We start from the raw sequence: 23,548 nt of genomic DNA, 5'->3' as shown, positions 1-23,548 counted from the left end.
TTCCTCATCAATGCCGCAAAATCTGGCTCAGGAACAGCTTGCTGCGCGCATGCTGCGGGTTGGCGAAGAACTCCTGCGGCGTGTTCGATTCGATGATCTGGCCGGCGTCCATGAACACGACGCGGTTGGCGACCTCGCGCGCGAAGCCCATCTCGTGGGTCACGACCAGCATGGTCATGCCCTCCTTGGCGAGATCGACCATGGTGTCGAGCACCTCCTTCACCATCTCCGGATCGAGCGCCGATGTCGGCTCGTCGAACAGCATGACCTTCGGGTTCATCGCCAACGCGCGCGCGATGGCGACGCGCTGCTGCTGACCACCCGACATCTGGCCCGGGTATTTCTGCGCCTGATGCGGGATCTTGACCCGCTCCAAGAACTTCATCGCAGTCGCCTCGGCTTCCTTCTGCGGGATGTTGCGCACCCAGATCGGCGCCAGGGTACAGTTCTCCAGCACGGTCAGGTGCGGAAACAGGTTGAAGCTCTGGAACACCATGCCGACCTCGCGGCGAACCTCGTCCACCCGCTTGAGGTTCGGACCGAGATCGATGCCGTCGACATTGATCTCGCCCTCCTGGAATTCCTCGAGCGCGTTGATGCAGCGGATCAGGGTCGACTTGCCCGAGCCCGAGGGCCCGCAGATCACGATGCGCTCACCCTTCCCGACGGAGAGGTTGATGTCGCGCAGGACGTGGAATTCGCCGTACCATTTGTTGAGGGCGGAAATGCTCACGATCGAATTTGCAGTCATGGGTCTCTCGATGATCTCTGGCTCAATGGCGCCGGTGCGCGTTGACGCGGCGCTCGACCAGCATGGAGTAGCGTGACATCCCGAAGCAGAAGGCGAAGTAGATCAGCCCGGTGAAGGCAAAGCCGGTGAAGGCCGTGGTCGGCGTTGCCCATACCGGATCGGCAAACGAGGCCTTGAGGCTGCCGAGCAGGTCGAACAGCGCCACGATGGACACCAGCGAGGTGTCCTTGAACAACGAGATGAAGCTGTTGACGATGCCGGGGATGACGTGGCGCAGCGCCTGCGGCAGCACGATGAAGCTGGTCGTCTTCCACCAGGACAGCCCGAGCGCGCTCGATGCCTCCGCCTGACCACGCGGTATGGCCTGCAGGCCGCCACGGATGACCTCGGCCATGTAGGCGCCCGAGAACAGCGCGACGCCGATCAGCGCCCGAACCAGGCCGTCGACCCTGACATTGCCGGGCAGGAACAACGGCAGCATGTAGGTGGCGAAGAACAGCACCGTGATCAGCGGCACGCCGCGCACCAGTTCGATGAAGGCAATCGAAAAGATGCGGATCAGTGGAATGGTCGAACGGCGGCCGAGCGCAAGCGCAATGCCGATCGGCATCGACGCGACGATGCCGATCACCGAGACGACCAGCGTCACCAGCATTCCGCCCCACAGCCTTGTATCGACGATGGGAAGGCCGCCGCGATCGAGGCCCATGATCGCAATGACGATGGCGATGCCGGCGAAGGCCGCGGCCGTGGCGATCACGCTGCGCAGCGCCCTGCTCCCGCCACCGACGATGAAGACCAGCGCGGTGACAATGATCGCGGAGAGCACGAGATCATTCCACACGGGCTGGTGAGATTGCTGCAGCTCATTGCGGATCCAGACCAGCGGCCAGATCACGAGCGATGCAAGCGTACCGATCAGCACGACCAGCTTGCCGAGCAGCCACAGCAGCATGCCGACCACCGGCAAATTGTCGCCGGCGCGAACCAGCGCGTTACCGGCCGTATCGATGCTCTCGACGAACAGCTGGAGCGCGCCTGTGGTCCAGCTCACGCCGAAGCCCTCCAGCCCACCGCCATAGAGCAGGAAGAATGCGACCACCGGAAGCGCGAAGAAGAACAGGCCCGCGTTCAATCCTTTGGCCGGCAGGCGCGGGATCAGCAGCGGCGCCAGCAGCACCACCGCGAGCCCGTAGGTCAGATTGACCCGCCACCGGTCGGCCTCCGGATAGAAGCCGTACATGAACTGGCCGAACTTCGCCGAAATGTAGGGCCAACAGGCGCCGACCGGATGGCCCGCGTTCTGCGCCAAACAAGCTTCGCGGTCCTTGCCGACCCACACCGCGTCGACCAGCAGGAACTTGGCCGCCGGGATCACGGTGAACCAGATCAACAGCGCGCTCACCAGGGTGAGCAGGATATTGGTCGGCGAGTTCAACAGCCTCGTGCGGACGAAGCCGACGAACCCCGTCGTCTTGATGGGCGCCGGACGTTCTCCGGCCATGTCCTGACGGATGAAGGTTGAGGCCGTGATGTCGGTCATGCGCCAAGTCTCTTCCCAAGCCGCCAGCTGTAGAAGCTCATCATCGCGCTGGTGATCAGCGACAGCGCCAGATAGACGCCCATCGTGATTCCGATGATCTCGATGGCCTGACCCGTCTGGCTCATCGTCGTGCCCGCGAACACCGAAACGAGATCGGGATAACCGATGGCGACCGCGAGCGAGGAGTTCTTGGTCAGGTTCAAATACTGGTTCGTCAGCGGCGGCAGGATGACGCGGAGCGCCTGCGGCACGACGATCAGGCGCAGCACGGTGCCGCGGCTCAGTCCGAGCGAGAGCCCCGCTTCCATCTGCCCCTTGTGGACCGAGAGGATGCCGGCACGCACCACCTCGGCGATGAACGACGCCGTGTACATGGTCAGCGCCAGGGTCAGCGCGACGAGCTCGGGAATGATGCGCGAACCGCCGGCGAAGTTGAATCCCTTGAGCGCCGGCACCTCGAACGAAATCGGCACGCCGAACACGAGCGTTGCAATCAGCGGCAGGCCGATCAGCAGCCCCAGCACGTAGGGCCAGATCCGCATCGCATGGCCGCGTACGAACAGCTCACGCCGCGCGTAATAGTGCAGACCGGCCGAGCCGACGATCGCGGCACCGAGCGCGATCAGGAACGGCATCAGGCCGGGCTCCTCGATCGGTCGCGGAACGATGAAGCCACGATTGTTGAGAAAGAACGTCGAGAAAAGAGAGATGCTCTGTCGCGGTCCGGGCAGAGCCGCCAACACCGCAAGATACCAGAACAGGATCTGGAACAGGAGCGGCAGGTTGCGGATCAGCTCGACATAGGCGCCGGAGACACGCGACAGCAGCACATTCGGTGATAGCCGGCCTAGAGCGACCAGGAAGCCCAGGATGGTCGCCAGCACGATGCCGATGACCGAGACCAGCAGGGTGTTCAGCACGCCGACGATCAGCACGCGGCTGTAGCTGTCGGAGCCGGAGTAGCTGATCAGGGTCTGGTTGACGTCGAAGCCGGCCGTGTTGTTGAGAAAGCCGAATCCCGACGTGATACGTTGGGCTGCGAGGTTGCTGCGTGCGTTGGCCACGATCTCGTAGCCAACCCACACCAGGACTGCGACGAACAGGATCTGCAGGATGATGCCGTTCCATCCTGCCTTTCCTCCGAGCATGCGCTTCAGCCGAAGCCCATATTGCGGAGGCGGTAGCCTCGCTTCGATGCTCATTCGCCGCAGCCCCGATCTCGTGCAGCGATCAGCGGATCGGCGGCGCGTACTGCAGACCGCCCTTGTTCCAGAGCTGGTTCAGACCGCGCGCAATCTGCAGCTTGGACCCTGCGCCGACGTTGCGGTCATACATCTCGCCGTAATTCCCGACCGCTTTCACGATGCGCGAGAACCAGTCCTTGGTGAGGCCGAGCTGCTCGCCGAGATTGCCATCGGTGCCGAAGGCGCGCTTGAACTCGGGCTTGTCCGACTTGGCCATCTCGTCGACGTTCGCCTGCGTCACGCCGAGCTCCTCGGCGGTGACCAGCCCGAACAACGTCCACTTGACGATGTCGAACCACTGATCGTCACCGTGACGCACCATCGGGCCCAGCGGCTCCTTCGAGATCACTTCAGGCAGCACGACGTGATCGGCCGGATTGGACAGCTTCAGCCTCTCGGCGTAGAGGCCCGAGACGTCGGTGGTAAACACGTCGCAGCGGCCGGATTCATAGGCCTTCACGGTCTCGTCGGCGCCGGCGAACGCAATTACCTCGTACTTCATCTTGTTGGCCTTGAAGTAGTCGGCGAGGTTCTGCTCGGTGGTGGTGCCGGTCTGCACGCATACCGAGGCGCTGTTGAGCTCGAGCGCAGAATTCACCTTGAGGGCCTTCTTCACCATGAAGCCCTGGCCGTCATAGTAGGTCACGCCGGCGAAATTGGCGCCCAGCGAGGTGTCCCGCGACAGGGTCCAGGTGGTGTTGCGCGACAGCACGTCCACTTCGCCCGACTGCAGTGCGGTAAAGCGGTCCTTGGCGGACAGCGGGACGAACTTCACCTTGGTCGGATCATTGAAGATTGCGGCGGCGATGGCGCGGCAGACGTCGACGTCGATCCCGGTCCAGTTGCCCTTGTCGTCGGGCGACGAGAAACCAGGGAGGCCCTGGCTGACGCCGCAGGCGAGCATGCCACGATCCTTGACGGTCTTGAGCGTTTCGGCCTGGGCGCCGACGCTCGCCAGCACCGGGGCGAGAGCAAGAGTGAGAGCCAGAGTGACGCGTTTCATAAATACAGCCTTTCGCGGTCGTCCTTGGGGAGCGATGAAGTCTCAGCGCGCAGGGGGGCCCGACCTGAATCCGCGTTGCAAACGCCATACCAAGAATATGGCCTACACCATGCACAACGAAGCCGTGCAGGCGAGATGAAGCGGAAATCGCGGCAAGCCCCTCAACGTGCAGCGATCGAATTGCGCCGGCATCACAGAACGACTGGCGGTCCGGGTCAAGGGGTTGACGGGCCTGTTCTGCATTCTGTTATTAACGACCGCAGTGCTGCCCGATTTCGAGCTATCCCGGCAGGTTAAGAGAGAAAAGACACGCGAATGGCATCATCGAATGACCCCGCTGCGGCGGTGCGACAAAACGTCGAAACACGGCTGATCACGGCGGGGCGGGATACTAAGGCGCAGCACGGATTCGTGAATCCCCCCGTCGTTCATGGTTCGACGGTTCTGTATCCAACCGCCGAGGACCTGCACGCACACCGCGGCGAATTCCAGTATGGCCGCCACGGCACGCCGACGACGAAGGCCCTGCAGCAGGTCCTGATGGCGCTGGAGGGACCGCAATGCGCCGGCGTCGGCATCGCACCATCCGGCCTTGGGGCAATCTCGACCACGCTGCTGTCGGTGCTCAAGGCCGGCGACCACGTGCTGGTGTGCGACAGCATCTATCGTCCGACCCGCAATTTCTGCAACGGCATGCTGGCGCGCTACGGCGTCGAGACGACCTATTTCGACCCATTGATCGGCCCAGGAATTGAGCAACTGCTCAAACCAAATACACGCGCGGTGGTTGTCGAGGCGCCCGGCTCGCAGTCGTTCGAAATGCCGGACATCCCCGCCATTGCGGCGGTCGCACATGCGCACGGCGCACTGGTCATCGATGACAACACCTGGGCGACGCCGCTCTACCACCGCTCCCTCGACCAGGGCGTCGACATCAGTATGCAGGCGGCCACCAAATATATCGGCGGCCACTCCGACATCATGTTCGGCACGATTTCGGCCAATGCGAAGGCGTGGCCGCTGATCGCCGAGGGCATTCGCCTGCTCGGCGTCTGCGCCGGCCCGGACGACGTGTTCCTCGCCCTGCGCGGGGTGCGGACGCTGGGCGTGCGCCTGGCGCAGCATCATCGCTCGGGGCTGGAAATGGCCCGCTGGCTCGCCGCGCGTCCCGAGGTGATCGAGGTGCTGCATCCCGCGCTGGAGAGCCATCCGGGGCATGCGATCTGGAAGCGGGACTTCACCGGCGCCTCCGGCCTGTTCAGCATCGTGCTGCAACCAAAGCCACAAGCCGCGGTTGATGCGATGCTCGACACGCTGACGCTGTTCGGAATGGGCTATTCCTGGGGCGGCTTCGAGAGCCTTGCGATTCCGTTCGACTGCGCGAGCTACCGCACGGCCACCACCTGGGCGCCGGGGGGGCCCACGCTGCGTCTGCATATCGGCCTGGAGAACGTGGAGGATCTCAAGGAGGATCTCGACCGGGGCTTTGCGGCGTTCAACGCGGCTTAAGCACGCTCGCAGCCAGCGGAGCGCCGCGCGATCGGGCAGCCAGGGACGACAAATTGGCGTTGATGTCCCGCCGATTGGGGGTAGCCTTGCGCGGCAAGGAAAGCTGGAACGAACGGAAATCATGGTTTTGCTCGATCTGATGGGCGGCGTGGCGTTGCTGCTGTGGGGCCTTCACATGGTCCACAGCGGCATTCTCCGCGCCTTTGGCCCGGATCTCCGGCTGCTGCTGTCGCGGGCGCTGCGCAACCGCTTCAGCGCCCTTGCTGCCGGCCTCGGTCTGACCGCTCTGCTCCAGAGCAGCACGGCGACCGCGCTGATCACGACCTCCTTCGCAGCGGAAGGCCTGGTCGGCCTGATCCCGGCGCTCGCGATCATGCTCGGCGCCAATATCGGCACCACGCTGATCGTCCAGGTGCTCTCGTTCAACGTGGCTGCGGTCGCCCCCATCCTGTTCGTGCTCGGCCTGGTGGCGTTCCGCAGTGGGCCGCGATCGCGCATCAAGGATCTCGGCCGGGTAGCAATCGGCCTCGGCCTGATGCTGCTGTCGCTGCATATTCTGATCGATACGTTGGCACCCGCCGAAGAAGCGCCAGCGATGCGCGTGTTCATGCAGGCGATCACGGCCGATGTCACGCTGTGCATCATCTTCGGTGCGCTCGTCACCTGGGTCGTGCACTCCAGCGTCGCCAGCGTGCTGCTGGTGATGTCACTGGCCTATGCGCATTTCGTTACGGCCGATGCGGCGCTGGCGCTCGTGCTCGGGGCCAATCTCGGCAGCGCCGTCAACCCGGTGTTCGAGGGCGCGCACCGCGACAATCCCGCGAGCTATCGCCTGCCCGTCGGCAATCTCCTCAACCGCATCATCGGCGTCGCGCTGATCACACCCTTCCTGCATCCACTCGCCAATTTGCTGCAATCGTGGCAACCGGATCTGTCGAAGCTGACAGCGCAGTTCCACATGGCGTTCAATCTCGGCACGGCCGTGGTCTTCATCGGCCTGCTGGGCGGCATGGAGAAGTTGCTCACGCGACTGTTTCCGGACCGCCCGGCCGAGGTCGATCCTGCGAAGCCGCGCTATCTCGACGAGACCGCGCTGGAAACCCCGTCGCTTGCGCTTGCGGACGCGGCGCGCGAGGCGCTGCGCATGGGCGATCTGGTCGAGACCATGTTGCGCAACGTCATGACCGCGATCATGACCAACGACCGTGGCCTCGTGGATCAGGTGTCACGCGCGGACAACGTCGTCGACCGGCTCGACGAGGCCATCAAGCTCTACATCACCAAGCTGACGCGCGGCAGCCTGGACGAGCGCGAGGGCAAGCGCGCGATGGAGATCATCTCCTTCGCGATCAACCTCGAGCATATCGGCGACATCATCGACAAGAACCTGAGCGAGCTCGCGACCAAGAAGATCAAACGCAGGTTCCAGTTCTCCGCTGAGGGCGCCGACGAGCTGCAGGCCTTTCATCGCCAGATCATGGAGGCGCTCCGCATCGCGTTCGGCATCTTCATGTCCGGCGATGCGCAGCAAGCCCACCAACTGCTCGATCAGAAAGCCGAGCTCCGCAACGCCGAGCTCGGCGCGACCGAGCGGCACCTCGAACGTCTGCGCGAGGGCCGCTCGGAGACGCTGGAAACCACCTCGCTGCATCTCGACGTGCTGCGCGATCTCAGGCGTATCCACTCGCACATCTGCTCGGTCGCCTATCCCGTGCTCGATGCGGCCGGCGAGGTCGCGACCCGCCGCAGCGAAGCAGTCGAGAGCGCAGAGGCCGCCGCCCTGCCCGCATCGTCGGCCCAGCCGTTGCCGCGCTGAGTCTTGCGCGTCCTATCAGTGAAACTACTCTTCCGGTTTCACGACCACCGTCATTCCTGGGCAAGCGTCAATATGCAGCCGCGACGCGGCTGCGCGTGGCGATTGAACCCGGAATGTCGGCGGTGGCGCGACCCCTACGGCTCGATCAGTTGCTCAGCGTCTGCGATTCCCGCTGGCGGTTCTTGAAGATCAACATCACGTTGCGGACGTAGATGATGTTCGACAGCAGCTGGCCGAAGATGATGACCGGCTCGCGCTTCACGAGACCATAGATCAGCGTCATCAGCCCTCCCCCGATCGAGAAGAACCAGAATGCGAGCGGCACGACGCTCTTGCCCGCGCGCTCGCTGGCGATCCACTGCACCAGGAAGCGCGCAGCGAAGGCCAGTTGTGCGGCGAGGCCGAACACCAGCCAGAAATCGAACTTGGCGATGAAGATGTCGTAGAGATAGTTGCTGAACGCCTGCCCGAATTGAATCAGCATTACTTCACCTCGATCGCAACCGGCGTCGGCTTCTTGCGGCGGATCAGCCACCACACGCCGGCGAGATCCATGATCCCGATCCAGAGCCGGTCGAAGAACCCGTAGTTCGAGACACCGGAGTGCCGAGGCCGGTCGATCACGTCGACATAGGCGATGTCATAGCCCTCGCGCCGCACCAGCGCCGGCAGGAAGCGGTGCAGACCATCGAAATACGGCATCATCAGGAACACGTCGCGGCGAACCGCCTTGAGGCCGCAGCCGGTGTCACGCGTTCCATCGTGCAGCACCGCATTGCGGATCTTGTTGGCGAGCCGTGACTGCAGTTTCTTAAAGCCAGTATCCTTGCGGCCGACCCGCTGCCCGGCGACGAGGCCGACATGCGCACCGCCCTTTTCGAGCGCGGCGATGAGCTCGGGCAGAAAAGCAGGGTTGTTCTGCCCGTCCCCGTCGAGCGTCGCGACGACAGCGCCGTGGGCGGCGCGGATGCCGCTCCTGACAGCCGCCGATTGGCCGGAAGACGTCTCATGCCGCAGGACGCGCAGGTTCGGCCGCCGTGCCATTTCCTCGGCGAGCCGCTGCGCGGTCTCGTCGGTCGAGCCGTCATCGACGTAGATGATCTCGTACGGCCACAGACCATCGAGCGCGGTCGCGATCTCGCTGATCAGCGGCGTGATGTTGCCGGCCTCGTTGCGCACGGGAACGACGATGGAGACGGCAACGGGGGATTCGGTCGACAAGAGTTGAGACTCGTAAGGGCGTGATCGGGCCGGTTCCTGCCCCGGGGCGCTCCGGCGGAGGCTTCTTATGGGGCTTGGGGCCCGCTATCAACCCCTTTAGCGCGGTACGATTTGGCCGTCCTTGCCGAGACGAAAGCCGAGCCGACGAGCTGCGAACCAGTAGCGGACGAGCATGGCGCAGGCCAATCCCACCACGGCGCCGGCGACCACGTCGCTCGGATGATGCGCCAGCAGCACCAGCCGACTCAAGGCGATCACGACGGCATAGATGAACATGGGAACGCGCAACCGCGGCCAGATGGCGGACATTGCAAAGGCCAGCGCGAAGGCCGTCACCGCATGTGCGGACGGCATGCTGAAATAGGCCGGCGTGCCGTTGAACGGGTCGAAATTGAAGGCATTCGCCTTGCCGCCGACGAAGGGGCGGCCGCGGCCGATGATGTATTTCAGCACTTGGGCAGCAAGTACCGCGCTCAGCACCGCGAAGAAGGCGTATTGAACGTGGGTCGCGAAATTCAGCAGACGGCTGCGGCTGGCTTCCGGCCACAGCGGCGCAATCAGGATCGTCGCGACGACGCTCACGGCCAACAGTCCCAGCACGTATTCATCCTGACCGAACTCGGTGATGATCCGCACCGGCCAAAGGCTCGATGTTCCGCGTGTCGGCATCAGCCCGATCTCGTAAGCATCGAACGCGAACATCAGCATCAGGATCGCACTCAGGCCGATGGCGCCGAGCAGGAGAAGCTCGCGCCCCAGGCGTTGCCGGCTCGCGGCCTCCGGCGCCGTTTGCGGCTGGCGGACCAGCCGGCCGAGCGAGAATTTGCCGACCAGCGCGAGCTGGGCGAAATAGCCTGACGATCGCGCGGGGCTGTCGGGCGCCGACATCTATTCGGTGCCCTCCGAGCGATAGATCGCGATCGAGACCGGACGGCCCTGCGAGATGTTGTAGCCGTCGATGCGCTTGGCGACGTTGTAGCGCAGCCCGATCGCTTCGGCCCGTTGCACGAAGGCGCGCTCGGTGCGCTGCTCGACCAAAGCAAAGCGGCAGGTGCCCTGGCTGAGGAAGTCGGCGGCGCCGGAGCCGTCGGTGAGTTGCGTCGACGACCCTGTCATGAAGACGAGGCTCGGCTCGTGGAAGCCTGCCGCCGCCGCCTTCGGCCCGACGCAGACCACGTTGCGGAGCGCGCGCGCAATCTCCGCGCTGGGAAACAGCGGCGTCAGCGCCGGCAGCACGGCGCCGTATACCACGAACGCCAGGAACATCGCCGCCACGCCGGCATTCAAGAGCGAGCGCTCGGCACGGCCGTCGTCATAGAGCCACCAGGCGAACAGGCCGAAGATCAGCGACGCCGCGACGAACGGCCAGGCCAGGAACACCGGCTGGTGCGTGACGATGATGGCGCCGATCACGGCCACCACCGAGGTGATGGCGGGAATCACAAACCACCAGGCCGCGCCGCGCCGCAGCCAGTTGCGCGCCAGCACCCGCCGCTCCAGCGCGCCCACCGTGAGGATCGCGATCGCCGGATACAGCGGCAGCACATAATGCGGCAGCTTGGTCAGCACAGCCTCGAACACGATCCAGGACGGCAGCAGCCAGGCCAGCAAGAACTGCGCCCCCGGCTCGCGCCGCGCGCGCCACACCGCAGGCGCCGCCATCGCGGCCAGCGGCGCGCCGGGCCAGAAGGTGATGAACAACAGCAGCAGATAGAGGCCCGGCGGCGCGCCATGCGACTCCTGGGCGCCGATCTTGCTCAGCATGTCGCCGCCGACGGAGTCGGCGAAGAAGGTGTCGCCGGCGCGCAGGAAGATCAGCACGAACCAGGGCAGCACCAGCACCAGCATCCACATCAGTCCCCACAGAGGGCGCAGACGCGATAGCCAGCCGGCGCCGCGATCCATGATCGCCAGGGTCACGATCGTCAGTCCCGCGAACATCAGGATCAGCGGGCCCTTGATCAGGATGCCGCCGGCGAGCGCCGTCCAGAAGATCGCGGGCGGTCCCCAGGGCGGATGCACCGGATCCTCGCCGCGCTGCCACGACAGATAGACGCGCGCCAGCGCACCCATGGCAGCCACCACCGTGAACAGCAGCATCGCGTCGGTCTTGGCGAGCCGGGCTTCCACGCCGAGCAGCACCGAGCAGCACATCAGCAAGGCGGCGAACACGGCGCCGCGCCGTGTCACGAAGGAGAGCGCGGTCCAATAGGTCAGCAGCACCGCGCCGATCGCGCCGATCAGCGAGGGAATGCGGTAGACCCAGATGCGCAGCTGCGCACGCGGCAGACCGATCGCCGACGCCGTCTCGACCGCGGCCGATTGCAACCAGTAGATGCCGACCGGCTTCTTGTAGCGCACGTCGTCCTGGAAGCGGATGTCGACGTAATCGCCGCTCTCGACCATCTGCTTGGTCGCCTGGGCGAAGCGCGCCTCGTCGCGATCGATCGGCGGGATCGTGAAGAAGCCCGGCAGGAACAACAGCAGCCCGCAGACGAGCAGGAACGCCGCCGCCCTGGTGTGGCTCACGGTGACGGCATCGATCATCCGCACCAGCCGATTGCCTGGATTGACCAGGTTCTTCGGCTCGCGCGGCTCTCCAAAACGGGGGCGGGCATAGGTCTCGACCATGGGGTTCCGAATACGCTGAAACCGCCATGTCGACAACCGCTTAGCGAACCCTCACTGGATTCTGACCACAACTGTGTCCGCAGCGCCCGTGGCGTCGATCACGGTGAGGCGGGCAAAGCCCGGCCCGGGCGGATCGATCAGGCGCTGGCGGCGGCTGTCGATCTCGCCCACGGCCAGTCCATTGACCAGCATGGTCAGCGGCAGCACGCCGCCCGACACTTTCACCGGCATCACCGATGCCTCGCGTCCCGCGGATCGGTCGACATCGATGCGCGAGCCGTTCAGCGGGAACTGGATGTGCGGCGCCTGTTCGGCGACGGTCCGCAGCAATTCGCCGATCGGCCGGAACCGGCGCAGCGGCAGCGGCAACTTTGAATTGCTGGCGACCAGCGCCCCCTTGGGCGGCTTCGGCAATGTTGCTGGCAGCTTGCCGCTGCGGGCAAAAGCGTCGAACAGGATCGGCGCCGCGGCGACGCGGCCGATCAGGCCGGGCACCGGCGCGCCATCGGGCCGGCCGACCCAGACGCCGATCGTGACGCGGCCGTCGAAGCCGACCGACCAAGCGTCGTGATAGCCGTAGCTGGTACCGGTCTTGAAGGCGATCCGGTTGCGGGCTGCGTTTTCCGGCGGCGGCGTCCCCAGCAGCACGTTGCCGACCTGCCAGGCCGCCGCCGAATCCATCAGCCGCATCGGCTCGCGCGCGTTATCCTGCGCGCCGTCAGCCGTCATGATCTCGCGTAGCGGCTTGGTGGTGCCGAGCCGCGGAAAGCCCGCATAGAGCTGGGCGAGGTCCTGCAAGGTCACGCCGACGCCGCCGAGGCCCATGGCGAGGCCCGGGGCCTCGTCCTTCGGCAGCACCAGATTGCCGCCGGCCTGCTTCAGTCGCGACGACAGCCGGCTGGCGCCGACACGATCGAGCAGCACGATAGCGGGCACGTTCAGGGACAGTTGCAGCGCCTTGCGCACCGGCACCGTGCCCTGGAACGTCATGTCGAAATTTTCCGGCGCGTAGGAGCCGAAGCGCACCGGGCGGTCCTCGATGAGGCTCTCCGGGTGCACGAAGCCGTCCTCGAAGGCGAGTCCGTAGATGAACGGCTTCAGGGTCGAGCCCGGCGAGCGCACCGCGCGGGTCATGTCGACCTGCCCTGCCCGCTTCTCGTCGAAGTAGTCGGCCGATCCGACATGGGCGAGCACGTCGCCGCTGTCATTGTCGACCACGATGATGCCGACCGAGACGTTCGGTCCCAATGCGATGGCGCGATCGCGCGCCAGCGGCTCCAGCACCTTCTGCAGCGAGGCATCCAGCGTAAGGCGGATGATCGGCTGATCCTTGACGGCGGCCGAGGCCTGGTCGGCGGCATGCGGCGCCAGGATCGGCATCGGCATGCGGAAGGCCGGCACGGCTTGCGCCTTCGCCTGCGCCGCGTCCTCGGCGGAGATCACGTTCTCCGCCACCATGCGGTCGAGCACGCGGTCGCGGGCGCGTCGAGCGGCCTCGGGATGCCGGTCGAGCCGCCGCGTCTCTGGTGACTGCGGCAGCGCCACTAAGAGGGCCGCTTCCGCCAGTGACAGCCGCTTCGGCTCCTTGCCGAAATACGCGATCGAGGCGGCGCGGATGCCTTCGAGATTGCCGCCATAGGGCGCCAGCGTCAGGTAGAGATCGAGGATCTCGTCTTTGCTCAGCTCTCGCTCGAGCTCGAGCGCGCGCACGATCTGCCGGAGCTTGGCATGCAGCGAGCGCTGCCGCCGCGGCTCGAGCAGCCGCGCCAACTGCATCGTGATGGTCGAGCCACCGGAGACGATGTGGCCGTGCGAGCCGAGTTGGATCGCCGCGCGCGCCAGCGCGCGCGGATCGACGCCGTGATGGTCGAAGAAGCGCTGGTCCTCATAGGCCAGCAGCAGCTTCAGATAGGTCGGATCGACGTCTTTTTTGGCGCTGACCGGCAGCCGCCACCGCCCGTCCGCCATCGCATAGGCGCGCAACAACTTGCCGTGACGATCGACCACGGTGGTTGAGACCGCTTTAGCCTCGCGCAGCGGCAACGGGCCGAGGGAGATCGTGTAGGCGGTGAGGGCTGCGGCGACAAACGCGATGAATGCGAGCGCAATCCCGAAAAGCCATTTGACGCCCCGCCCTCTCCTCCCGTCATGGCCGGGCTTGCCCCGGGCATCCGCGCCGACCTCGCGTGCGGCCGTGGATGGCCGGGTAAAGCCCGGCCACGACGACGGAGTGTGAATCTCCGGCGTGCGTCCATCACCGCTCGTCCCATCCTCGCTCATTTCGCCGCGCGGACCTCCACGGAGCCCGTCCCGGTGCGACCATAGCGCGAGGGATTGTACATGTCCTCGACATAGGCCTGCGGCAGCACGTATTTGCCGGGCGACACCGCGCGTACGACATAGGCGACCGTGAACACCGCCTTCGAATCCGCGGTGCGGTCGAGCGCGGCGGTGAAGCGGTCATCGCGGAACTCGGTGTTGACCGGTTCCTGGCCGTCCTCGATCCAGTCCAAGGTGCCGCTGTCACCCGACGACACCAGGTGCGGATTATCGATCTCAAGCCCCGCCGGCAGATAGTCCGACACCATGATGTGGCCGTACTCCGGCTTGGCCTCCGTGACCTTCAGCACGACAGCGAAACGGTCGTTCTGCTTCGCGGTTCTGATATCGGCAGGTTTGCCGTCGAGCGTGTAGTAGCCGCGCTCGATCTTGAAGCCGTTGGACGCCGCCGGCTCCGGCGTCAGCGGCGAGCCGGACACCGAGACCACCGCCTGCACCGGCGCGTCGCCGGTGTTGGTGATCTTCAGCGGCTGGCCGGAGAGCTCCCCCGCCTTGTAGCTGCGGTACATCGCCTGCTTTACGGCCTGGCCGTTGACGTCGAGCGTCAGCGTCTCCCTGGCCAGCGCGCGCGCCGCCAGCACCATCCACGCATTCTCCTGCGTCGAGGTGTACGGCGTCAGTCCGCGCGCGGCCTCGACGCGCGCCACGGCTTGCGAGAGCGTCGCGCGCGGCGCATTGCCCTCGCCCGCCAGCGACACCAGCGCTGCCGCATCGCGCAGGTCGGAGCCGTAATCGGTGCGGCCGAACACCAAGACCGGCTTCGGCGCGAGGCTGTCGGCCGCGGCGGCATAGACCCGCTCGGCACGGGCGCGGTCGCCGACCAGCGCCAGCGCCGCGGCAAGCTGCGCCTTGGCGATCGGGGTGGCGAGATTGCCGAGCTTGGTGTCGGCGAGATAGCGCAGGTCGCCGATCGGCGCCGCGCCATTGCGCGCCAGCACGTAGAGACCATAGGCGAGATCGCGGCCCCCGCTCTTCTCCGGCTCGTCGGCATTGACGACCGAGTTCCTGATGCGGTCGAGCGCGCTCTTGAACAGTACGTCCGGCACCGCAAATCCCTTCTCGCGGGCGCGGGTCAGGAAGTCCGTCACATAGGCATCGAGCCAGGGATCATCGCCGCCTGCCGACCACAGCCCGAACGAGCCATTGGATCCTTGACGTGCAAGGAGCCGGTCGATGGAGTCACGGATCCGCTGGTCGACCTCGGTGTCCATGGCGAGATGCGCGCCGACCGCGAGCTCGTTGACATAGAGCAGCGGCATCGCGCGGCTGGTGATCTGCTCCGAGCAGCCATGCGGATAGCGGTCGAGCGCCTTGAGGATGGTCGCCGCATCGAGCGCGGTCGAGAGCCCCGCCGACAGCGACACCGTGCCGGTGCCCGCCACGAGATCGGAGAACATGTCCGATGTCAGCGTCAGGCTTTCACCCTTCGCGAGTGTGCGGATCGAGCGACGCGCCAGCACCTGGGTCGCCGGCTTCACGTCGAACTGATAGTGCCGCGCCAGCGCCAGCCCATTGGGGCCCTTGATGTCGACATCGAGCTGCGCCTGCCCAGTGCCACTGGCGTCCAGCGACAGGGTCGCCGACGCCCGCTGCTTGGCCGCGAGCTTCATCGTGACGTTGGCATTGCCGGACACCTTGACCGGACCGCCCGCCTTCACGCTGACGACATAGTCGCCGGGCGCACCTTCGACATTGTCGACATCGAACGACAGCGTGCCGCGATCGCCTGACAGGAGGAAGCGCGGCAGGGTCGCGGTCAGCACCACGGGATCGCGCACAGTGACGTCGACATTGGCGCGGCCAACTTTGGTGGCGCTCCACGCCACCGCCATCACCCGCGCTGTGCCGGCGAACTCCGGAATGTCGAAGCTGACCTCGGCAGTTCCGTCTGGCCCGACAGTGACGATGCCCGAATACAGCGCCAGCGGCTTCTGCGTCGGTGGCGAGCCCTGCAGCTCGGCGCCGCCAGAGTCACCGCCAGAGCGGATCTGGCCGCGCGTGCCCTGCATGCCGTCGATCAACTGGCCATAGAGATCGCGGATCTCGGCCGAGAGCTGGCGCTGGCCGAGATAATAGTCGTCCGGCGCCGGCGGCTTGTAGTTGGTGAGGTTGAGAATGCCGACATCGACTGCGGCGATCACGACCTTGGCGTCCTCGCCGGGATTGAGCCCGCCGATCTTGACCGGAATCTTCAACGCCGAGCCCGGACGCACCAGCGCCGGCGGCGTCAGCGCCACGTTGAGCGTGCGCGCCGACTTGTCGATACCGAACCAGGCGACGCCGAGCGCACGGTCCGGCATGCGCTGCGCGGCCGTATCGAGCGGACGGCGCAGCGTCGTCACGACATAGGCGCCAGTGCCCCAGTCCTTGCCGACTGCAAGCTTGACCTGGTTGGTGCCCTCCTTGACCTCGGTGGTCTGCGTCGTCAGCAGCCGGTCGCCGAGCACATTGACCGTCAGCTTGCCGGCGGTGCGCGCATTGATCGTCACGACCATGCTGTCGCCCGACTGGTATTGCGGCTTGTCGAGCGAGGTCTCCAAGAGATCCGGCGTATCGGCGCTGCCGTCGGTGTACCAGCCGACGTCGAACTGCAGCGACGTCACCGGACCGTCGGCATCCGCCGACTTGACGTCGAGGCGATAGCGCCCGGCCTCCGGCAGGAAGCTCAGCCGCGCCGGCTTGTTGGCGGGGATCGTGACGTCGCCATCGCCGACCCGGCGCGTCGACTTCACCGGCTCGTACTCCCAATAGGCGTTCTGCCGGTACCACTGATAGCGCGACTCGATCTTGAGCAGCTCATAACGCAGCCCATTGCGCGCCAGCGTCTTGCCCTCGGGCGAGACGAACACGACGTCGAACTCGGCCTTCTCGCCCTCGCCGACGCTCTTGCCGGAAAACGACGGCTTGATGCCGATCTGCGCGGCCTTGGGCGCCACGGGGAGCACCAGCTTGCGCTCGACGGCGCGGCCGCCGGTCTCAGCCATCCGCACATAGATCTGCGCCTCCTGCGGCCGGCTGGAGGACGGCGGCTTGGACAGGCTCACGGGGAACGTCGCCGCGCCCTTCTCATCCGTTTCCGGCATGCCTTCGATCGGGGTGCGCTCGTTGGAGGCGCTCTCCTCGTCGGCGACGCCGAACTGATAGCCCGGGAAGCCCGGCCGCTCGGAGGCGGTCGTCACCAGCAGGTCGCCCTCGAGCTGCAGGCCGGAGGCCGGCGCGCCGTAGAGGAAATGGCCGTCGACCTTCACCTCCACAGGAGTCTCAGCCTTGATCTGCTTGTCCTTGGACGACAAGTCGAATTCCAGCCGCTCGGGGACGTAGTCCTCGACCATGAAGGTGGTCTCGCCGACGGACGCCCCCTTTGGATCGGTGAAGGCGCGCACGCGGTAGGTGCCGGTCGGCACCGCCGAGTTCAACGCCACGCTGAACGATCGGCCGCCCGCCCCCTGATCCGGCAACACGGCCCGGCGGAACTCGACTCCATCCGGGCGCTCGACGACCAGCGTCAGCGGCGTGCCGGTCATGGCGTTGCCCTTGCCGTCGCGCAGCAGCGCCGTGAGATAGACGGTCTCGCTGGAGCGGTAGACGCCGCGCTCGGAATAGACGAAGGCGTCCGGCCCGGCCGGCGCCTCGCGGCCGGACACGCCACGGTCGGAGAGATCGAAGGCGGTCGTCTTCAGGCTGAGGAAGGCGTAGTCGGCTTTCTCGCCGACCACCGTCAGCATCGCCGGCGACAGCCCGCCCTCGCCCCGCGCCAGCCCCGTCTCGAAAAGCGCGTGCCCGGCCTCATCGGTCCTGCGGGTCGCCAGGATCTCGTTGTTGCGCGCCACCAGCCTCACCTCGGCGCGCGCCACCGGATCGGTGGACGCCAGCGAATTGACGAACACATGGATCCCGTCATTGCCGGAAAGCGAGGCGACGCCGAGATCGGACACGATGAACCATTGCGTGGCGAGCTGGCCGCCGCTGTCCTCGTCATTGCCACTGGTCGGGCCCTTCGGCGCGGCCGTCATCACATAGACGCCCGGCTGCATGTCGCTGAGCGCCTGATCCACCGGAAAGGCGGTGGTGACGTCCTGGTTCAGGGTCATCGCGGTCGAGAGCTCGCCGCTCCACACCTTCATGCCGCGCTCATTGCCGAGATCGGTGAGCTGGTAGCTCGACAGCGGCCGCTGGAAGTCGCTGTCGATGACGGTGTTGATCAGGTTGCGGTCGCCGATCCGGAAGACGTTGATGTTGACGGCGGGCGTGTTGACGCTGACCAGCGGAATGCCCTTCTGGCCGGTGCGCGGCAGCACATAGGCCTTGCCGGTGAAGCGCACGAACGGCTTGCGGTCGCGGACATAGATGTTGAACTCGGCCGATTTCGGCAGGCTTTCCTTCACGCCTGACGGCAGCCCGGCGCGCAGGTTGATGTTGTAGCGCTCGCCATGCTTGAGGCCCTCGACGCAGAGCTGCTTGTCCTCCGAGGTCAGCGCCGGCTTGTCGGTACCTGCCTGAGCCACGAACGGCGAGAAGTCGGTGCGCTTGGCAAGATCCTCGGAGAACTGGAAGCAGGCGCGCGGGCTCGCCGAGTCCGAGTCAACGGTATAGTCGAGCAGCTTGAAGCCGTGCTCGTCGCGCATCCGCTCATACTGTCCTCGGACGTCGGCGATCTCGCGCAGCTCGAGCGACATCCTGAGCGTATCGAGCGCCGGCCGCCACAGCTTGCGCTCGGCCATGGTCTTGCCGAGCACGGCGAGCGCGTCCGCCTCCTCGCCGGCATTGCCGGCGCGCTGGTAGGCGATGTAGGCCGCCGTCGAGGCGCGCTCCAGCAGGAAGGTCTGCTCCGACGAGTTGATCGGCTTGATCTGGTTGAGCACGGTGCGTGCCAGCCGCAGCCAATTACCGGAATCATCCGGGGCCACTGTGGCGATCTGTCCGAGGATCTGCAGGCCCGTGCGCAGGTCGTTGCGGCGCAGCGCCGCATCGGCGTCGGTGCGCAAGGTCGCCAGCGGCTTGTTGACCGCCCCGGCCTCGCTCTTGATCTGGGCCTCCAGCTTGACGGCGGCGTCAGCCAGATCGTCGCGCTTGAACGCCTTGTCGGCGGCGTGGGCGGAAGCGAGGCCGAGCGCCATGGTGGCGCAGAGGACGGCGGCGCGAACCAGACCGATCATGGGACAGCTCCTTGGACGGCTCTGTGAAAGTTCTCTGGAAAGATTTCCAGACAGGTCTTGGCGGTGCACGGATCGACGCCCGTGTTTGGCCGATTGGTGGCGAGAATGGACGCGAAATGGTGACGGACTGATGGCAAGGGTTGTAGGGGCCAAGATAGCGACCCTTGGCCTTGGCTGCCATCGGCAGGCGGCCGCGGCCGGGAAAATCTGTTCATCAACGGCAATTCACGGGACATGTTCACAGGACATGGCATACCGGCAAAGACCGCAGCAGCCGTTTGACCAGCGCCGCTGACGCGCGAACGGCCCTTGATGACCCTCCTCCGCCTCCGCTTGGTCGCCGCCGGCCCGTATCCGGTTCGGATGGTCTTGGCGAAACGGAAGATTTTTCATATGACCCATGCTATGGGATGGCCGTACCGGCGGGGCTTCGCCTCGGAGCGTTCATCCCGTGACGTCCGCCCGTGCCGTTCACGTCGCGACGACGGTCCCATAGCTCAACTGGATAGAGTAGCGGATTTCTACTCCGCGGGTTGCAGGTTCGAGTCCTGCTGGGATCGCCACTTAATTTCTGCGGAAAGCCCTGTAATAATAGGCATCTCTAGCCCGCTCGCGCCCACGCGGCGGAGGTCCGCGGCGAAACAAAAGCGGATCAGAATGGACATTCCGGGACCGATGAGGACAGATTTTCCCGGAAAAAATCCCGGACTTGATAGGCACCTTGCGGAGCCAAGATGCGGGCTTCGATAGCAGCTGGGAGGACTAGTGCCCCGAGGGGTCCCCCCCCCCAAGACGTAGCGGCTTTCCTTAGGCGCGCGCGGCTGAAATCATGGTGCCATGAGCACTCTCACCCGACGCCGAAATCCCGATGCGCGCGACGAAAGCTGGCGCATCCATTTCGGCGACATCGCGGCCGGCACGATCTCCAGGCGGGCCGGCAATCCGTCCGGCACCCCGGAGTGGCAATGGCTCTGCGGCTTCTATCCCGGCAGCCATCCCGGCGAGCTGACGGTCGGCACGGCCTCGACCTTCGAGGAGGCCCGCGCATCGTTCGAGACAGCCTGGACCACCTTTGTGTCCCGCCGATCGCCGGCCGATTTCGAGGCCTGGCGCCGCCATCACGCCTTCACCGCCTGGAAATATGCGATGTGGGACGCCGGGTGTCGGATGCCGACACAAAGCAGCACTAACCGGTCGCGATGCTTTTGCGGAGCCCCGATCGACCTCCGCACGACCGAGTCCCACATCTATGCGTGCCACATGGTCACGCCATGATGAGCGGGAATTGAAAATCCCTTGCTCACAAAGATAACAGATCGCGCGCCACCGGAAGCGGCTCGCGCGACGGCCCGGTGACCAGGATCTCCGCGACCTCGGTCCATTTTCCGGAGATCGTGTAGCGGGTCGATACCGGCTCGATCGCGAAGCGCGCGAACGCCTCGCGGGTCTCGGAGACGTCGTTCACCGACAGCATGAACCGGCCGGAGATCCCTGAGAGCCTGGCCGCGAGCGCCGCGAAATCCGGGCGGGCGAACACGCCCGGGCCGTAGTCCGCCTCGGACCCCCAATAGGGAGGATCGAGATAGAACAGCGTGCCGGCGCCGTCATAGCGATCGACGAAATCCGGCCACGCCAGGCATTCGATGACGACCCCGGCCAGGCGCTCATGGATGGCCTCGAGCTGCGGTCCGAGCTTGGTCACATCGAAGCGCGCTCCGCCGCTCGGCTCGACACCGAAGCTGCGACCAGACACCTTGCCGCCGAACGCCAGACGCTGCAGGTACAGGAACCGCGCCGCGCGTTCGAGGTCGGTTAGCGTGTCGACATTGCATGCCGCCAGGCGCTCGAACTCCGCCCTGGACGTGACCTGGAATTTGAGCGTCTCTAGGAACTGCGGATAGTGCCGCTGCAGGATTCGGAATAGCGTCGCCACGTCGCGCGAGACGTCGTTGATCACCTCTCGCCGCGGTGCCCAGCGGCGTCGAAAGAACACCCCGCCCATGCCGACGAACGGCTCGGCATAAGTCTCATGAGGCACGGCCTCGATCCGGCGGGCCAGCAGCTCGCCAAGGCGACGCTTGCCCCCGATATAGGCCGCAGCCGGACGCACCGGGGCGACCTCTCTTTTTTCATCGTTCATTCCGAAACAGCTCAACGATTCCGCAAGCCCTCGCGCGCCATGGTGGCGCCCGGCGAGCCGGCGCTGAGCGATTTGGTCGTCGGACGGGACTGGCCCAAGTCTGGCCCCGTGGTCGGGAGCGCGCCAACGCTCCTGCCCTCGCCACAGCAAAAGGCCCGGCGCACGAGATCATCGCGGCCGGGCGAGGTTGAGCACCATGGCCTGGTGAGTGGCCTAGGGACCTCTACCCTTCGTTCACAGATGCATGCACCGGCGTGGAGTCGAGATAGTAGGCCTTGCCCTTTTCGAAGGCGGTGATGTCCTTGTGTAATGGATCGGTCGAGATAGCTACTGACGCAGAACCGGACTGCGCTCGAGGTTGGCAAAGAAGTACGACAGCCGCGTCCGCGTGGCATTGACGCCGACCTTGGTCAGGACGTCCTGCTTGGCGACGAAGGCCTCGATCACCGCCTCAGGCGCGCGCGGAAACACGCGCGCGAGGTTTTCGCGCGTCAGCTCGATCATGGAATGCACCTGGATCTATCGGCGATCGTCGTGCGCCTCGCACCCTCGATGGGATCGCAAGGCGCAGAGGGAGCTCATGCAGTGTCAAAAGGGGAACAGGATCGCGCCTCCTAGGTTCACGAGACCTGGGAGAGTTCCTCACGCTACGGCTACAGTTCGTGCCAGCGGCGTATCTCCGCCGCCTTGAGGGCAGCGAGATCGGTCATGATGTGGATTCCCTGTGAAGTCTGGAAATTCAATCGTTTCGGCCGGCTTGCCAGGTGCCAACCAGCCCGATACCTTCACGCTCGCAACCATAGGAATGTGCCAGGCATGAATGCCACCCGGCGGCTGGTCCCCCTGCAGGGACTGCGTGCGATTGCAGCATTATCGATCGCATGGGCGCACTTGCATCACGTGTTCGCCCGGCAACCAGGCGGCCCGGACTTCGGCATGCTCGCCTACGCCGTCGACGTGTTCTTCGTCATCTCCGGCTTCATCATGATGCACCGGGAATGGGACTCGTTCGGAGAGCCTGAGAGTGTCCGCAAGTTCTTCGTGCGGCGACTGGCCCGCATCGTCCCACTCTACTGGGGTGTTTCACTGATTTATCTCTACTTCGTCCTCAGAGTCCCAGGGCTCACCGTCGCCAACCTGTCGTGGGACGTGGTCTGGAAGTCGTTCCTCTTCATCCCGGCAGTTCGCCCACAAGGGAACATCCATCCACTCATCGACATTGGCTGGACTCTGAACTACGAGATGCTGTTCTACATGACCTTCGGCCTGGCACTGTTTCTGCCACGCTGGATCGGCCTCGGCGCCCTCGGCCTGGGCTACCTCGCGCTCTACAATTCGCCGGCATGGCTGCCGTCATCAACCGCGATCGAGTTCTGGGCCAACATTCGGCTTTTCGAGTTCTTCTTCGGAATTGGGATCGCTGTCGCTTTCCGCTACCGGGAACGCCTACCAGGATGGCTGTGCGCCGCCTCCATTCTGTCCGGCGTAGCCCTGTGGCAACTTATCGTCTCAGGACCACCGATTCCCTTCTTGACGGGCTACACCAACGTGATGGCCTACTTTGCGAGTGCCGCCTTGATCGTCGCCGGCGCCGTCTTCTATCAGGGACCGCTGCCTCGGCCGCTGGCTTCGACCTTCAACACGCTCGGCGACGCATCTTACGCCATCTACCTTATGCACCCGCTGACCTATTACTACACGCTTCCATTCTTTGGGATAAACGTTTCTACTCAATCCTGGGCGTACATGTTGTTCGCGCTTTCGGCCGTGATCATCGGCGCCGTTCTGGTGCATCGCTATTTCGAAGCGCCAGCAGCCCGATGGCTCGCGCATGCAGCTGAGACGAGCGGGAAATCCTTCAAGTCGCCGGCAGCGGATGCAGCACGTGGTGCCACGCCATGAACCAGCAGTAGCCGAGCACGAAGCCGGTGAACGGGGCGACCGGCAGCAGCAGCAGCCATGCGGCGGCGAAGATCAGCGGCGTGTACCAGATCGGAAACACGACATATTCCGCCGGATGCGTGTGATGCGGCTCATGCGCGCCGTGATAGAGCAGCCCGTGCAGCGGCAGCCGGTGCATCCAGTATTCGACCAAGGTGAAGCCGAGGAAGCCAGCGACAGCCCATCGGGACCAGGCCCAACCCAGATTGTCACGATCCGCCGCCATCAGCACGGCCGCGAGCAGCGGGTAGAG

The 23,548-nt window shown here is 65.3% G+C and carries 17 protein-coding genes and 1 tRNA gene; 5 read left to right on the top strand and 13 right to left on the bottom strand.

Translation table 11 applies throughout. The features are described 5' to 3' along the window. Positions 1 to 7: 7 nt before the first annotated feature. Genes QW881_RS23490 through QW881_RS23475 form a run of 4 tightly spaced genes read right to left on the bottom strand, consistent with a single transcriptional unit; the run spans position 8 to position 4,541 of the window. The gene (locus QW881_RS23490; protein WP_315711850.1) at positions 8 to 751 is read right to left on the bottom strand and encodes an amino acid ABC transporter ATP-binding protein; all 744 of its coding nucleotides are present in this window, start codon (positions 749 to 751) and stop codon (positions 8 to 10) included. Between the two features lie 22 nt (positions 752 to 773). After that, on the bottom strand, positions 774 to 2,294 hold the full coding sequence (locus QW881_RS23485; protein WP_315757536.1) for an amino acid ABC transporter permease: 1,521 nt from the start codon (positions 2,292 to 2,294) through the stop codon (positions 774 to 776). Beyond that, on the bottom strand, positions 2,291 to 3,496 hold the full coding sequence (locus QW881_RS23480; protein WP_315757537.1) for an amino acid ABC transporter permease: 1,206 nt from the start codon (positions 3,494 to 3,496) through the stop codon (positions 2,291 to 2,293). The genes QW881_RS23485 and QW881_RS23480 overlap by 4 nt, the downstream gene beginning before the upstream one ends. 28 nt (positions 3,497 to 3,524) lie before the next feature. Then, positions 3,525 to 4,541 carry an amino acid ABC transporter substrate-binding protein gene (locus QW881_RS23475; RefSeq protein ID WP_315738050.1) on the bottom strand — a complete coding sequence of 339 codons (1,017 nt, stop codon included), beginning with the start codon at positions 4,539 to 4,541 and terminating at the stop codon, positions 3,525 to 3,527. 315 nt (positions 4,542 to 4,856) lie between these two features. Here QW881_RS23475 and metC point away from each other — a divergent pair, with 315 nt between their 5' ends. Then, complete coding sequence (gene metC, locus QW881_RS23470) at positions 4,857 to 6,050, top strand: cystathionine beta-lyase (RefSeq protein WP_315738051.1); 1,194 nt, start codon at positions 4,857 to 4,859, stop codon at positions 6,048 to 6,050. A 121-nt stretch (positions 6,051 to 6,171) separates the two neighbouring features. Beyond that, positions 6,172 to 7,866 (top strand): Na/Pi cotransporter family protein, encoded by a 1,695-nt coding sequence (locus QW881_RS23465; RefSeq protein ID WP_315757538.1) that lies wholly within the window; start codon positions 6,172 to 6,174, stop codon positions 7,864 to 7,866. Between the two features lie 145 nt (positions 7,867 to 8,011). Here the strand turns inward: QW881_RS23465 and QW881_RS23460 are convergent, their stop codons facing one another. From QW881_RS23460 to QW881_RS23435, 6 genes are all read right to left on the bottom strand, one after another. Then, entirely contained in the window at positions 8,012 to 8,350 is a 339-nt protein-coding gene (locus tag QW881_RS23460) for a lipid-A-disaccharide synthase N-terminal domain-containing protein (protein ID WP_172109779.1), read from the bottom strand. Continuing rightward, positions 8,350 to 9,087, bottom strand: a complete 738-nt coding sequence (locus tag QW881_RS23455) for a glycosyltransferase family 2 protein (RefSeq protein WP_316158791.1) — start codon at positions 9,085 to 9,087, stop codon at positions 8,350 to 8,352. Before QW881_RS23455 ends, QW881_RS23460 begins: the two co-directional genes overlap by 1 nt. 96 nt (positions 9,088 to 9,183) lie before the next feature. Continuing rightward, positions 9,184 to 9,975, bottom strand: coding sequence for a phosphatase PAP2 family protein (locus QW881_RS23450; protein ID WP_316158790.1), 792 nt, complete (start codon positions 9,973 to 9,975; stop codon positions 9,184 to 9,186). Continuing rightward, positions 9,976 to 11,718, bottom strand: coding sequence for a glycosyltransferase family 39 protein (locus QW881_RS23445; protein WP_316158788.1), 1,743 nt, complete (start codon positions 11,716 to 11,718; stop codon positions 9,976 to 9,978). 51 nt (positions 11,719 to 11,769) lie between these two features. Further along, the gene (gene pbpC / locus QW881_RS23440) at positions 11,770 to 13,998 is read right to left on the bottom strand and encodes a penicillin-binding protein 1C (protein WP_316158787.1); all 2,229 of its coding nucleotides are present in this window, start codon (positions 13,996 to 13,998) and stop codon (positions 11,770 to 11,772) included. Continuing rightward, positions 13,995 to 19,214, bottom strand: coding sequence for an alpha-2-macroglobulin (locus QW881_RS23435; protein WP_316158786.1), 5,220 nt, complete (start codon positions 19,212 to 19,214; stop codon positions 13,995 to 13,997). Before QW881_RS23435 ends, pbpC begins: the two co-directional genes overlap by 4 nt. Before the next feature lie 486 nt (positions 19,215 to 19,700). Here QW881_RS23435 and QW881_RS23430 point away from each other — a divergent pair. Then, positions 19,701 to 19,777, top strand: a tRNA-Arg gene (locus tag QW881_RS23430). A gap of 274 nt (positions 19,778 to 20,051) precedes the next feature. Next, a complete protein-coding gene (locus QW881_RS23425) occupies positions 20,052 to 20,489 on the top strand; it encodes a hypothetical protein (protein WP_316158785.1) in 438 nt (145 codons plus the stop codon). 25 nt (positions 20,490 to 20,514) lie between these two features. Here the strand turns inward: QW881_RS23425 and QW881_RS23420 are convergent, their stop codons facing one another. Together QW881_RS23420 and QW881_RS23415 are read right to left on the bottom strand one after the other, a co-directional pair. Further along, complete coding sequence (locus QW881_RS23420; protein WP_315759270.1) at positions 20,515 to 21,354, bottom strand: DNA adenine methylase; 840 nt, start codon at positions 21,352 to 21,354, stop codon at positions 20,515 to 20,517. 327 nt (positions 21,355 to 21,681) lie between these two features. Beyond that, positions 21,682 to 21,858 (bottom strand): hypothetical protein, encoded by a 177-nt coding sequence (locus QW881_RS23415; protein WP_315759271.1) that lies wholly within the window; start codon positions 21,856 to 21,858, stop codon positions 21,682 to 21,684. A gap of 312 nt (positions 21,859 to 22,170) precedes the next feature. On the opposite strand from QW881_RS23415, the gene QW881_RS23410 reads away from it, so the two are divergent. Further along, on the top strand, positions 22,171 to 23,256 hold the full coding sequence (locus tag QW881_RS23410) for an acyltransferase (protein WP_315759272.1): 1,086 nt from the start codon (positions 22,171 to 22,173) through the stop codon (positions 23,254 to 23,256). On the opposite strand, the gene QW881_RS23405 is transcribed toward QW881_RS23410, so the two are convergent. Next, entirely contained in the window at positions 23,213 to 23,521 is a 309-nt protein-coding gene (locus QW881_RS23405) for a hypothetical protein (RefSeq protein WP_315759274.1), read from the bottom strand. The two genes, QW881_RS23410 and QW881_RS23405, sit on opposite strands and share 44 nt — an antisense overlap. Positions 23,522 to 23,548 lie beyond the last annotated feature (27 nt).

This window comes from Bradyrhizobium sp. SZCCHNS3016 (genome assembly GCF_032484535.1).
Classification (GTDB): Bacteria; Pseudomonadota; Alphaproteobacteria; order Rhizobiales; family Xanthobacteraceae; genus Bradyrhizobium.
Note: the sequence above shows the minus strand (reverse complement) of the source record. Positions and strands in the feature narration are given on the sequence as shown.